This window comes from Nocardia sp. NPDC050712, assembly GCF_040654295.1.
In the GTDB taxonomy this organism is placed as follows: Bacteria; Actinomycetota; Actinomycetes; order Mycobacteriales; family Mycobacteriaceae; genus Nocardia.
In genome coordinates, this window is the sequence record NZ_JBFAHT010000002.1 from 1,875,897 (window position 1) to 1,888,863 (window position 12,967).

Consider the following 12,967-nt stretch of genomic DNA (forward strand, 5'->3'; position numbering starts at 1 on the left):
GTCCCGCTACTCGACCAGCTTCTCGCTGCGCAGCCAGTCGTAGGCGACGTCGGAGGGATCTTCGCCGTCGATGTCGACGCGCCCGTTCAGATCCTGCATGAGCTGGTCGGTGAGGCGTTCGGAGATGGTGCCGAGCAACGTGCGCAGCTGGGGGTACTCCTCGATGATCGCGCCGCGCACGACGGCGGTGCCGCTGTAGGGCAGGAAGTACTTCTTGTCGTCGTCCAGGACCGTCAGATCGAGGTTCTTGACCCGGCCGTCGGTGGTGTAGACCATGCCGAAGTTGCAGGGTGCGCTCTTGGCGGTCGCCGGATAGACGACGCCGGCGTCCATCCGGGTGACGTTGCCCGCGGGCACGCCGTTCGGATCGTTGTACGGGATACCGTATTTCGTCAGCATCGGCAGGAAACCGTCCGAGCGGCTGAAGAATTCGTCGTCGACGCAGAAGGTGCGATCGCCCACGGGCAGCGCGGCGACGTCGGAGAGCGACTCGACCCCCAGACGCTGTGCGGTCGGGCCGGACGCGGCGAAGGCATAGGTGTCGTTGAAGTTCGCCGGTGGCAGCCATTCCAGGTTGTAGTCGCGCTTCTCGATATCGTGGACCTGCTGCCACAGCTCCTTCGGGTCCACGATCGTCTCGGTCTCGTTGTGGTAGTTGACCCAGCCGGTGCCGGTGTACTCCCAGAGGATGTCGGCGTCGCCGTTGAGCTGGGCCTGCCGCGAGGACGCCGACCCGGGCGCCCCGGTCAGGTCGGTGACCTCGGCGCCGGCCGCGGCCAGGTAGGTCGCGGTGATCTTGCCGAGCAGCACGCCCTCGGTGAAGCTCTTGGAGGTGACGACGAGCTTCGCGCCGTCCAGCGGCCGCTCCCCGCCCGGCAGGCTCGCATCGTGGAAGGTGCCCGACGAGCTCACCAGCCCGCACCCGGCGAGCAGCGAAACCAGCAGCAGTGCGATCGATCCGGTGCGGACCAGCCTCATGACACACCTCGCGGGGTCGCGGCCAATTCGACCAGCCGGCCGAGCCAGTCGATGACCAGCGCGAGCAGACCGACCAGAATCGCGCCGGAGATGAGCAGTTTGGGCAGGAACAGCGTGACCCCGGTGGTGATCAGCGTGCCGAGGCTGGTGGCGCCGATGAAGGTGCTCAGGGTCGCGGTGCCGACCAGGATCACCAGCGCGGTGCGCACACCGTTGAGGATCACCGGCACCGCCAGCGGCAGTTCGACCTGCGCCAGGGTGCGCGCGGCCGAGAATCCGATCCCGCGCGAGGCCTCGATGGTGCGCTGATCCACCTGGCGCAGCCCGACGATCGTGTTCTGCAGGATCGGCAGGATCGCGTACACCACCAATCCGATGACGGCGGTGCGGAATCCGGTGCCCAGCCAGAAGGTGAACAGCACCAGCAGACCGACCGCCGGTGCCGCCTGGCCGATATTGGCGACGTTGACGGCGAACGGCTCCAGTCGCTTCAAACCCGGCCGGGTCAACGCGATCCCGAGCGGTATCGCCACCACGACGACGATCAGCGTGGCCACCACGGTCAGTTTGATGTGCGCGAGAATCGTGGTCTGCAGATTGTCCCAGCCCAGGGCCGCCTGCTCGGTCGCGGTGAAGGTGCTGGACCGATACCACAGGACGTAGCCGATCCCGATCGCGAGAATGATGATCGGTTCGAACCAGACGTCGATCGGTATGCGGCGCAACCGATTCATGACTGCCCGGCCGGTTCCTCGGACGCGTCCGCCGCCAGCGAACCCGGTTCGTCCTCGGCGGCGACCACGGGGGTCGGTGCGGGATCGGTGCCGTCGACATAGGTTTCGTAGGAGAGGTCCGCCTCCTCGGGGTGCCCCTCGGCGAGCTTGTTGCGGATCAGTTCGGTCACCGCCCCGATGCTCAGCGAGCCGACGACCGCGCCCCGGCCGTCTGTGACCAGCGTGGCCCCCTGGCTGGTCGCGAGCATCTCGTCGAACGCGTCGTTGAGCGTCGAGGACCGGGCCACCACCGGCAGCCGCCGATCCAGGAAGTCCGAAACCTCGGGCTTGGTCGCCACCTCGGTGAGCGAGGGCCACGAGCGCGGCCGCCCGGCCCGGTCGACGACCACGATCCAGCTGTGCCCCGAGTCCTTCGCCCGGGCGATCACCTGCTCCGAGGATTCGCCGATCTGGGCGGTGACGACCTTGTCGTACTCCACGTCGCGCACTCGCGACACCGTCAGATACGCCAGCTTCGCCCCGGACCCCACGAACTCCTCGACGAACGGCGTGGCCGGATCGGTGAGAATCTCCTCCGGGGTCGCGTACTGCTCGATATGCCCGCCCTCGGACAGGATCAGCACCTTGTCCCCGAGCTTGGTGGCTTCCTCGAAATCGTGGGTGACGATCACGATCGTCTTGCCGAGTTCGTGCTGGATCGCGATCAGGCTGTCCTGCAGGCGAACCCGGGTGATCGGATCGACCGCGCCGAACGGCTCGTCCATGAGCAGCACCGGCGGATCGGCGGCCAGCGCCCGTGCCACGCCGACGCGCTGCTGCTGGCCGCCGGACATGTCCTTGGGCAGCCGGTCGGCGAAGGTGGCGGGATCCAGCCCGACCAGGTCGAGCAGATATTCGGTGCGCTCGGCGATCCGCTTCTTGTCCCAGCCCAGCACGCGCGGGATCGCGCCGATGTTCTTGGCCACCGACCAGTGCGGGAACAACCCGCCGGATTGGATGACATACCCGATCGACTGGCGCAGCTTGTCGGGATCCTCCTTGGTGACGTCGCGCCCGTCGATCAGGATCCGGCCCTCGCTCGGCTCGATCAGCCGGTTGATCATCTTGAGGGTGGTGGTCTTGCCGCAGCCGGACGGGCCGACGAACGCGACGATCTGGCCGGCCTCGATCTCCAGGTCCAGGCGTTCGACCGCCGGCTTCTCCTGTCCCCGATAGCGTTTGACCACTCCGTCCAGCGTGATGGACGCCCCGGTCACATTGCGTTCCGCCGAAACAGGCCGGGTGGTCACAGCATCGGTCATGAGAGTCCCTTTGCGATGGTGAGACGTCCGAGCAGGACGAGGAGCGCGTCGAACACCAACGCGATCGCGACGATGAGAATGGTTCCGGTCAGTGCCATCTCGAGCGCGTTCGCGCCGCCGAGCCGGGACAGGCCGTTGAAGATGAGCGAGCCCAGGCCGGGGCCCAGGACGTAGGCGACAATCGCGGCGACGCCGACCACCATCTGGGTGGAGATCCGGATGCCGGTGAGAATCACCGGCCAGGCGATCGGCAATTCGACGGTGAACAGGATCCGCCGGCGGGACAGCCCGATGCCGCGCGCGGATTCGACGACCGATTTCGGCACCGACCGCAAGCCCACGATCGCGTTGCCGATCACCGGCAAGGTCGCGAAGAACGCCAGCATGATGAACGAGGGCACCACCCCGAGCCCGAACGGGACCAGCAGCAGGGCCAGCAGCGCGAGCGACGGAATGGTCAGCGCCACGCGGCTCGAGGTCAGCGTGAGCGAGGACAGCAGCGGCAGCCGGTAGACCGCGATCGCGATGAGCACGGCGAGCACCGTCCCGACCAGGACCGTCTGGAATGCCAGCGAAGCGTGCTGATAGGTGAGGAACGTCAGCAACTCGCCCCGCCCCTGGATATAGCTCCACAAATGCACGGGATTCCCCTTGTCGGCCGAAGACCGGGTCGGTTCGAGCTAACCGACAGTAAATGATCGCGCCGCCCCGGCCCGGGGCGGCGCGCGGCAAGCGACTCGCCGTTATGTCGTTGTGCCCTTCAGGCCGCGCGCGGCACCTCGACCGGCGCGTACGACTGGGCGTCACCCGAGATCACGGTGCTGGGACGGCCGTCGACACCGACCGGGATGTCGCCGGAGAGGGTGATGCGGGTGAGTTTGCGGTGCTCGGCGCCGTCGTAGTCGTCGATGGCGTAGTGCTGGGTGGCCCGGTTGTCCCAGATCGCCACATCGCCCAGCGACCAGTTCCAGCGGGTGGTGTTCTCCAGCCGGGTGATCCGGTTCTGGAACAGCTGGAACAGCGCCTTGGACTCGCTGCTGGAGACGCCGACCAGTTCCTTCACGAAGCAGCCGAGCAGCAGGGCGCGTTCCCCGGTTTCGGGATGCACCTCGACGACGGGATGCTCGGTCTCGAAGTAGGTCGACTCGAACTCGCGCCGGTACGCGGAGGACCCTTCCGCCGACGCGCGGCCCTCGCCGGCGTAGTCGTAGAGGTTGGTGTGCCGGGCACGCAGGCTCTCGGCCAGCACCTTGAGCGGTTGCGGCAGCGCGTCGTAGGCGGCGACCGTCGAGGCCCAGGTGGTCGAGCCGCCGTAGCTGGGCAGCGTCACCGCCCGCAGGATCGAGGCCTGCGGCACGCGGTCGACGAAGGTGACGTCGGTGTGCCAGACGTTGGAGCGGCCGTGCTGGGAGTCGATGGCGAGGCTCTTGGCTCCGGCCGAGGTCAGCGTCGGGTGCGGGGTGGTCGGGTTGCCGAGCAACTCGGCGAACTCGTACTGCCCGTCCTCGGTCAGGTGCTGCTGACCCTGGAAGAAGATGACCTTGTGCTCGTGCAGCGCCGCCCGGATGGCCGCGACGGCCGGGGCGTCCAGGTCACCGCCCAGCCGCACCCCCTCGATCCGCGCGCCGATCTGGGCGCCGAGCTTGACCACCCGCACCGAGGTCCCGGATTCCGCAGCGATATCAACCGACATGCCAGTCACGAAACCACGCCGCCACCTGCGTGCCCACCATTAAAGTCACGCGGATCGAATTAGCGGTGCCGGGGCAGCCGCACGACGTGGAAGTAGAAATCCTCGATCTTGTTGATCGCGCCGACGAACTGGTCCAGCTCGACCGGCTTGGTGACGTAGGCGTTGGCGAACAGCCGGTAGCTGCTCATGATGTCGTCCTCGGCCGAGGAGGTGGTGAGGATGATCACCGGCATCGTGCACAGGTTCTCGTCGGCGCGGATCTTCGCCAGCACCTGCCGGCCGCTGTACTTCGGCAGGTTCAGATCCAGCAGGACCAGGTCTGGTCGCGGCGCCGCGGTATGCTCGCCCTGCTGGAACAGGAAATCCAGGGCCTCCTGCCCGTCCCGCACGACGTGCAGGGTGTTGCCGATCTTGTTGTCCTCGAACGCTTCCCGGGTCATGAGTTCATCGCCCGGGTCGTCCTCGACGAGCAAGATGTCGATCGGCTGGCCGGGAATGGTCACTGGGATTCTCCTTCGACGGCGGTGACCGCCGCGTCGGCGAGCTCGACGGGGACGGGCAGGGTGAATCGGAAACGGGTGCCGTCGGTGTGAGCGGTGTCGATCCAGATCTTCCCGCCATGGTATTCGACGATTTTCTTGGACACCGCCAGCCCGATTCCGGTACCGCTGTAGGACTCCCTGCTGTGCAGGCGCTGGAAGATGACGAAGACCTGCTCGGTGAACTCGGGGGCGATGCCGATGCCGTTGTCGGTCACCGCGAACTCCCACATTCCGGCCTCGGCGTTCAGGTCGGCGTCGATGACGATGACCGGCGGCCGATCGGGGCTGCGGAACTTGACGGCGTTGGCGATGAGGTTCTGCCACAGCATCGTCAGCAGGGTTGGGTCACCGACCACCTGCGGCAGCTGCTCGGGTCGCTGGATGTCGGCGCGGCTGCCCTCGATGGCCGAGGAGATATTGGCCAGCGCGTCGTCGAGGGTCGCGCCGAGCTCGGTGCGCTGGGTGCTGTCGGTGACCCGCCCGACACGGGAGAACGTGAGCAGATCGTTGATCAGCACCTGCATCCGCTTGGCGCCGTCGACCGCGTAGTCGATGTACTGCTTGCCGCGGCCGTCGAGCTGGTCGCCGTAGCGCTTCTCCAGCAGCTGACAGAACGAGGCCACCTTGCGCAGCGGTTCCTGCAGATCGTGCGAGGCGACGTAGGCGAACTGCTCCAGTTCGGTGTTGGAGCGGCGCAGTTCCTCGGTCTGGACATCCAGATCGGCTTTCTGCCGGACCAGCGTCGCTTCCTGTCCGCGGGAGGTCTCCAGTTCGGTGACGATCCGGCCGCGCATCCGCTCCACCGCGCTGCCGAGTGCGGCGACATCGGTGGGTCCGTGCGCGTCGATGGAATGCTCGAAATCGCCGCCCGCGACCTTCAGCGACGCTTTGCTCAACGCCGCCAGCGGCCGGGTGACCAGCCGCCGGATCAGCACGGTCAGCGCGAGCCCGGTCACCAGGAAGACCGCCACCATCGCCAGCAGCACCACGTTGCGCAGGGTGCGGGCATGGTCGAGGGCGCGGCGGTCGTCGGCGATCACAGCGGCCAGACCGGCGTTCTGGGCTTCGAAACTCGCGCGCACCGTGTCGAAGAGCGTCTTGCCCTGGGCAGAGATGGCCGGTGTCCCCGAGGCGGTCGGGGTGGGGTCGGCGGCGCGGGCGGCCGCATAGCCGGTGCGCCAGTTCTGCGCGGCGCTCTGGACCGCGTCGAGCTGGGCCAGCAGCTTCGAATCGCCGGCCAGCAGGACCTTGATCCGATCCGCGGCCACGGTCTGGGCTTGCTGCCCGGCGCGGTAGGGGTCCAGGAACTGCTGATCACCGGTGATGGCGTAGCCGCGGATCCCGGTCTCCTGATCGATCAGCGCCGCCTGCAACTGGAAGGCGCGCGTCAACGCGGGCTGGGTGTGGTTCATCACCCGGTCGGTGGCGTTGTTGGTGTTGGCGATCACCTGCGCGCCCGCGGCCGCGCCGATCAGCACCACGATCGCCATCACCGCCAGGACCAACTGGAACCATGTCTGCACCGAGAATCGGCCGACGATACGAGTCCGGTTCTGCACCGCCGTCATCGCGGGCACCCGCCTTCCACAGATATTGCGGGCACCTCGACAGGTGCCATCGGCTTCAAGCGACCACGCGGGGCCGAAGAGTCGGGTACAGCGTATCCGGGTCGGCGCCGTCCTGAGCACACACCCAGCGGCTCGACCGGGCAGCGGGCGCGGCAGCGAATCTCGCTGAACCAAGGGGCGACTGCGCGCCGCTCGCTTCGAGTCCGCTACCGCACGCGCGGCGCTCGAATCCGCGGGTCCGGCTACTCGCTCTTCTGCGCGGCCAGGACGCCGCCGGCGAGCGCGACCACGACGCCCAGCGCACCGAGCCCGATGCCGAACAGCGGCTGCATATCGTCGGCCCAGGCCAGGATGAGGAAGTGCATGTCCAGCGGTCACCAGACGCGGTAGGGCACCGTCGCCGTGTACGCCGTGGTCCGATCGACGGTGACGGTGAGCAGTAGCTGCCACTGACCGGCCGTGGGGACCCGGACCGATTGCGAGACAAAGTAGTTCGGTCCCAGCTCGATCGGGTCGACGCGGCGGAACGGTAGATCGATGGGGCCGGTGTCACCGCGGGTGAGTCTGGCCGAGACGCGTGCCGCGCCGGTGGGGTTGCCCTGTGCGTCACGCAAGCGGAGGGTGAGTTCCTGTTCGCCCGCACCCGCGCCGTCGACGGCGAGGGTGGCGCGCAGCGGGCCGACCGCGGCGACGATGGTGCTCGGCGGATCATACGAATCGCGCGCCGGGGTGACGCCCGCCAGCGCGGCGGTCACCACCAATGCGGCTGCCTGCAAAGCGAATTCGGCCCGCAGTGCCGTGGTGCCCGCGCGGGCGCGCACGACGAGCACGGTGCCGAAAGCGGCCAGTACGAGCGCCAGTTTCAGCAGCAACAGGCGGCCCCACGAGGTGGTCCACAGTGCCGCGAGTGGATCGATCGAGCGGATGGCTTGATACGTTCCAGTCAGCAGCAATACCGCTACCGCGCCGAGGGCGACCCGGCCGAATCCGGCCAGCAGCCTTGTGCGTTCGGGGTCGCGCCAGACCACGACGGCCAGCACCACTCCCCCGACCCACACCGACATCGCGGCCAGATGCGCTGTGGTCGAGAGCAACGCGACGACGCGATCCGCGCCCGCGACTCCGTGCCCGCCCGCCGCCGTCGCCAGCAGCAGGACAGCGGCGGCCGGTCCGGCCACCCGCAGCCGCGGATAGGCGATGGCCAAGGCCGCCGCGGCGGCCGCCCGCAGCAGTGCCGCTACTCCGGGCGACGAGCCGAATGTCTGCTCCCACACCGCGGGATCGGTCCACCCGGACGCGCCGATCAGCCGGGCCGGAGTCACGGCGAGAATCAACAGTGCGGTCACCGCGATCAGGCCCGCACCGGTCCGCGCCGACTGCACCACGATCGGCGTGCGCACGCCCGCCCGCCACGTCAGCCAGGCCACCGCCGGAACCCCGACGCCGAGAACGACGCCGAAATAGCCCAGCGCGGTGAGTATCCGGACCACGGTGTCCAGCGCCGCCACCAGCGGATCACGCGGCGGATCGCCCAGCGTCAGATCAGGTGGCACGCCCACACCGAACACACTGGAGCCACCAATCGTGTGCCCGTCCGCGGACAACACCACCCAGCTCAGCAGATAGGTGCCCACCGGCAGTTCCGTAGGCAACCCGACGCGCACCGTGTGACCACCGTCCGCCGACGAAACCCCGCCCGTATCAACGCGTGCGCCGTCCGTACCGACCACGGTCACACCGGAGTCCGCGGCAGTCACCGACTCGTCGAAGGTCACCGACACCTGCGCGGGCGCCTCGGCAACCGACGCACCATAGGCCGGGTCGGTGCCGACCAACGACGCGTGCGCCGACGCATACCCGGCCGACACCCACAGCGTCGCCAGCAACGCGAGCAGGACGACGACAACCCGCCGGAGCCCGGCGGGCACCGAGCGGATCACTTCGCCCGCGCGCACCCCACCGGCACCAGACCCGGCGGGCACCGGACGAGTCATATCGCTCGCGCGCCCCACACGAACGCTAGACCCAGCGGGCACCGGGCAGGTCGCTTCGCATGCACGCCCCACACGAACGCTAGACCCAGCGGGCACCGGGCAGGTTGCTTCGCATGCGCGCCCCACACGAGCGCTCGGCCCGCCGGGCACCGGGAGGGTCACTTCGCTCTGGCGCTCCGGACGAGCGGCAGGCCCGCCAGGACCAGCGCCACCAGTGCGGCGATCAGGGCGAGGCCGCCGAGCCAGGAGCCCGAGGACGACGAATCATCCTGTGCCGGAGCGGCTTGTGGAGTGGCGGGGTCGTTGTGATCCGGCGCGTTGTGGTTGGCGTGGCCGGCGGCGGCGAGCCGGATCGTCGGTGCGGGCTTGTCCGGGGTGCTGCCGTCGGTGCTGCGTTCGATCCAGGACACCTGGGTGCCGTCGCTGTAGGTCTGGATGGCCGGTAGGACCAGTTCGCGCACGTTGGGCAGGGGGCCGAGTAGCAGGCGGAATTCGGCGAATTCACCCGGGGCGATCGCGGTTCCCGGGCGGGCGGTGAAGGTCACCGACGACACGAATTCGGTGACCTTGCCGCCGTGGCCGTTGTCGATCGGTGTCGGTGCGGTGGTGCGGCGCAACGCGACATCCCAGCCGGGCGTCGTCGCGTTGCGGACCACCGCCAGGGGATGATCCGTGGGCAGCGTGACCTCGAAACCCACCGTCCCCGCGGTCTCGGATTCGGTCGGAACTCGCAGTGTGACAACGGAGTACGCGTCCGGTGCGGCATCGGGCGCGCTCGCGGTGACGTGCGCCCCGGCGGTGCCCGTGGTTCCGAGAAGCACGCCGAGGGTGAGCGCCGCGGTCACGGCCGGACGCTTCATCCCGCCACCTCCGCGTGCACCGTGCTGCCGTTCGCCGCCGCGACGGCGGCCCGCAGCCGGTCATCCTGGATCAGGGCGACGGCGCGGCCGTGATGCGCGACCAGGACCGGGCCGCGGTGGTCGCCGAGTCGTGCCACGGCCCGCGCCAGCGGCTCGGTCGTTCCGATCACGGGTAACGGCGGCCCCAGGTGCTGGGTGACCAGATCCGCGCCGGGAGCGGCGGCGAGCGTTTCCGCGACCACCGTGCCGAGCAGTTCCGCGACCACCGGCACCCCGCCGGCCACGCGCTGCAACACCACGGGCAGCACCGGCGCATCGCCGAGCAACTCGCGCGCCACGTCGACCGTCACGCCGGACGGCACCACGCGCGGGCGTTGCGCCTGCTCCGGATCGCCGAGGAGATCGGCGACAATCGGCTCGGTGACCGCCGACAGCAGCGGAAAGCCCAAGCGCCCCAGCCATTCGTCGTCGAAATACTTCGAGAGATAGGACCGCCCGGAGTCCGGCGCCAGCACGACGACGACGTCCTCGACGCTCAGTTCACGGGCCACGCGCAGGGCGACCGCGACGGCGGTGCCCGACGATCCACCCAGCAGGAGACCTTCTTCGCGGGCGAGCCGGTGCAGCGTCGTCAGCGAGGTGACATCGGGAACGCGCTCGAGCCGATCTACCACCGCGGGGTGGTAGGACTCGGGCCACAGGTCCTCGGCGGTCTCCGGATGCAGGTAGTGCCCCACCGATTCGATGTACCAGGCGCGGCCGTCACCCCCGCCGTAGACGGAGGAATCCGGGTCGGCCCCGATGACCTGCACCGCGCCGCCGGACACCTCCTTCAGGAATTCCCCGGTTCCGGTGATGGTGCCGCCGGTACCGACGCCCGCCACGAAATGCGTGACGCCGCCGCCGGTTTGGGCCCAGATCTCGGGCCCGGTGGTCGCCCGGTGGGCGGCCGGGTTGGCGGGGTTGTCGTATTGGCCCGCGAACCAGGCGCCCGGAATCTCGGCGGCCAGCCGCAGCGCGACACTGCGCAGATGCTCGGGATGATCGACCGGCCGCCCACCCGGCGTGACGTGCACCTCGGCGCCGTGGGCGCGCAGCAGCGCGATCTTCTCGGCACTGACCTTGTCCGGCACGACCACGATCGTCCGATAGCCCTTGGCGGCCGCGATGGCCGCGAGGCCGACTCCGGTATTGCCCGAGGTCGCCTCGATCACCGTGCCGCCGGGCGCCAGCTCACCGCTGACCTCGGCGGCGAGCAGCATGGCGCGCGCGGCCCGATCCTTCACACTGGCACCGGGATTGAGATATTCGAGCTTCACGTACACGGTGGCGGCGATGCCCGCGGTCAGCCGGTTCAGGCGGACCAGGGGCGTATTGCCGATCGCTTCGACGACGGAGTCGAAAACTCCGGCTACCGTGCGCGCTTCGATGTCTGTCATGCTGCGGCCTTCCCCGTTTCGCCGAGCAGATCCAGAATCAGCCGGCGGAGTCGCAAATATTCGGGTTCGTCGTGATCGCGTGGGCGGGTCAGGTCCACCGCTATGTCCTGCATTACTTTTCCCGGCCGCTGCGACATGACCACGACACGGTCGGCCAGCCGCAATGCCTCGTCGACGTCGTGGGTGACCAGCACCGCCGTGAAACCGTCCGCCGTCCAGAGCCGCACGATCTCGGTCTGCAACGTCGCCCGGGTGAGCGCGTCGAGTTTGCCGAGCGGCTCGTCCAGCAGGAACAGGCGCGGTCGATTCACCAGCGCCCGGGCCAGGGCCACCCGCTGGGCCATACCGCCGGACAGCTGGGCCGGGAACGAATCCCGGAAGCCGTCCAGCCCGACCAGTGCCAGGGACTGGTCCACGCGCTCGCGATCCGCGCCGAGCGTGCCCCGGGCCTGCGGGCCGAGCGCCACATTCTGCTCGACGGTGCGCCACGGAAACAGGGTCGGATCTTGAAACATCAAGGCCCGGTGCGGATCCGGGCCGCTGATCGGAACGCCGTCGACCCGCAGCTCGCCGCGCGAGGGCTGATCCAGGCCGGACAGCAGGCGCAGCAGTGTCGATTTACCGCAGCCCGAGGGGCCGAGCAGGGCCACGAATTCGCCCGGCTCGATCGTCAGCGAGACGTTGGTCAGTACGCGCAGCCGGCCCAGCTCCTGCGCGCGGGTCGGTGTGGGCGCGGGCCGGCCGAGCAGCAGATCCGCCAGCCCGCGCTTGCGCGCGCCCGCCACCGTGAACTGATGGGACACCGCGTCGATCTCGACGGCGCTGCCCCGGTGATCGCTCACCATCGCACCAAATCCTTCTCCCAGAGCAGCACGCGATTGCGCACCCGGAACAGCAGCAGCATCAAGGTGCGGCAAACCACCACCATGATCACGATCGCCGCGTACATGCGCGGGTAGGCGGCCCAGCCCTTGGTCCACTGGATGTACCAGCCGAGACCGTCCTTCACGCCGAGCAATTCGGCGACCGCCAGCGCGGCCAGGGACGCGCCCAAGCCCATGAACAAGCCGGTGAAGATGCTCGGCAGCGCGCCCGGCACGGCGACCCGCCAGATCAGGAAATTCTTGGACGCGCCGAGGGTCTGCGCCACGTCGAAATAGCCGCGCCCCACCCCCGCGATCCCGGCCCTGGTCAGCACCGCGACCGGGAACCACACCCCGAAGGCGACCATGAAGACGCTGCCGCTGTAGGTGGTCGGGAACAGCACCAGAATCACGGGCAGCAGGGTGGCCGCCGGGACCGGGCCCGCGGTCTGCAGGATCGGATTGCCCCAGTAGGCAGCCAATTTCGACCAGCCGAGCGCGATACCCGTGCTGACGCCCGCGACCGCGCCGATCACGAACCCGACCGCCAGCAGCAACAGGGAATGCCAGGTGCTGGAGGCGAGAATGCCCGCGTCGCTGTAGAACACGAGCAGCATCTGCTGCGGCGAGGCGAAATACGGTGGTTCCAGCCAGCCGGTCTTGGCGGTGGCGAACTCCCAGAACAGCACCCAGCCGCCGAGCGTCGCGATCCACGGCGTCCAAAAGCGCAGGCGCAGTGTGGCTTCCCGGCTGCGGTAGGCGTAGCTCGCCCAGCCGGTGAGCAGCACCGTCCAGCCGAGGAACAGCAGCCCGGCCACCAGCGGAGCGGCGACGTGCAGCCGGTCCGGCACCACCAGCGTCGTCGCCGCGGTCAAGGCCCACACCGCCCAGGCCAGGGCGAACCCGATCGTGGGCGGATAGCGCCGGGCGGCAGGCGATTCCGCCACCGCCGCTCGCCGGGTGGCGGCGCCGGCCTCGATGGTCGCAGTCACCGC

At 69.1% G+C, this 12,967-nt stretch carries 13 protein-coding genes; all 13 read right to left on the bottom strand.

Going from position 1 to position 12,967, the window contains the following annotated elements:
- Window positions 1–6 precede the first annotated feature (6 nt).
- The 13 genes from AB0H76_RS19555 to AB0H76_RS19615 all read right to left on the bottom strand — a co-directional run bounded on the left by AB0H76_RS19555 (window position 7) and on the right by AB0H76_RS19615 (window position 12,964).
- Window positions 7–978: a glycine betaine ABC transporter substrate-binding protein gene (locus AB0H76_RS19555; protein WP_357325454.1), complete on the bottom strand. Its 972-nt coding sequence runs from the start codon at window positions 976–978 to the stop codon at window positions 7–9.
- Window positions 975–1,712 (bottom strand): ABC transporter permease, encoded by a 738-nt coding sequence (locus tag AB0H76_RS19560; protein WP_357325458.1) that lies wholly within the window; start codon window positions 1,710–1,712, stop codon window positions 975–977. The genes AB0H76_RS19555 and AB0H76_RS19560 overlap by 4 nt, the downstream gene beginning before the upstream one ends.
- Window positions 1,709–3,013 (bottom strand): ATP-binding cassette domain-containing protein, encoded by a 1,305-nt coding sequence (locus tag AB0H76_RS19565; RefSeq protein ID WP_357325461.1) that lies wholly within the window; start codon window positions 3,011–3,013, stop codon window positions 1,709–1,711. The genes AB0H76_RS19560 and AB0H76_RS19565 overlap by 4 nt, the downstream gene beginning before the upstream one ends.
- Complete coding sequence (locus AB0H76_RS19570; RefSeq protein WP_357325464.1) at window positions 3,010–3,654, bottom strand: ABC transporter permease; 645 nt, start codon at window positions 3,652–3,654, stop codon at window positions 3,010–3,012. The genes AB0H76_RS19565 and AB0H76_RS19570 overlap by 4 nt, the downstream gene beginning before the upstream one ends.
- Window positions 3,655–3,773: 119 nt before the next feature.
- A complete protein-coding gene (locus AB0H76_RS19575; RefSeq protein ID WP_357325466.1) occupies window positions 3,774–4,706 on the bottom strand; it encodes a TauD/TfdA family dioxygenase in 933 nt (310 codons plus the stop codon).
- Between the two features lie 59 nt (window positions 4,707–4,765).
- Window positions 4,766–5,209 (bottom strand): response regulator, encoded by a 444-nt coding sequence (locus AB0H76_RS19580; protein WP_357325469.1) that lies wholly within the window; start codon window positions 5,207–5,209, stop codon window positions 4,766–4,768.
- Complete coding sequence (locus AB0H76_RS19585) at window positions 5,206–6,816, bottom strand: ATP-binding protein (RefSeq protein WP_357326259.1); 1,611 nt, start codon at window positions 6,814–6,816, stop codon at window positions 5,206–5,208. The genes AB0H76_RS19580 and AB0H76_RS19585 overlap by 4 nt, the downstream gene beginning before the upstream one ends.
- A gap of 242 nt (window positions 6,817–7,058) precedes the next feature.
- Complete coding sequence (locus tag AB0H76_RS19590; RefSeq protein WP_357325472.1) at window positions 7,059–7,181, bottom strand: hypothetical protein; 123 nt, start codon at window positions 7,179–7,181, stop codon at window positions 7,059–7,061.
- Between the two features lie 9 nt (window positions 7,182–7,190).
- Window positions 7,191–8,798, bottom strand: a complete 1,608-nt coding sequence (locus AB0H76_RS19595; protein ID WP_357325475.1) for a copper resistance protein CopC — start codon at window positions 8,796–8,798, stop codon at window positions 7,191–7,193.
- 170 nt (window positions 8,799–8,968) lie between these two features.
- Window positions 8,969–9,670, bottom strand: a complete 702-nt coding sequence (locus AB0H76_RS19600; RefSeq protein ID WP_357325478.1) for a YcnI family protein — start codon at window positions 9,668–9,670, stop codon at window positions 8,969–8,971.
- Complete coding sequence (locus AB0H76_RS19605) at window positions 9,667–11,109, bottom strand: pyridoxal-phosphate dependent enzyme (protein WP_357325481.1); 1,443 nt, start codon at window positions 11,107–11,109, stop codon at window positions 9,667–9,669. Before AB0H76_RS19605 ends, AB0H76_RS19600 begins: the two co-directional genes overlap by 4 nt.
- Entirely contained in the window at window positions 11,106–11,954 is an 849-nt protein-coding gene (locus tag AB0H76_RS19610) for an ABC transporter ATP-binding protein (RefSeq protein WP_357325484.1), read from the bottom strand. The genes AB0H76_RS19605 and AB0H76_RS19610 overlap by 4 nt, the downstream gene beginning before the upstream one ends.
- The gene (locus AB0H76_RS19615) at window positions 11,948–12,964 is read right to left on the bottom strand and encodes an ABC transporter permease subunit (protein WP_357325486.1); all 1,017 of its coding nucleotides are present in this window, start codon (window positions 12,962–12,964) and stop codon (window positions 11,948–11,950) included. The genes AB0H76_RS19610 and AB0H76_RS19615 overlap by 7 nt, the downstream gene beginning before the upstream one ends.
- Between the last annotated feature and the right edge of the window lie 3 nt (window positions 12,965–12,967).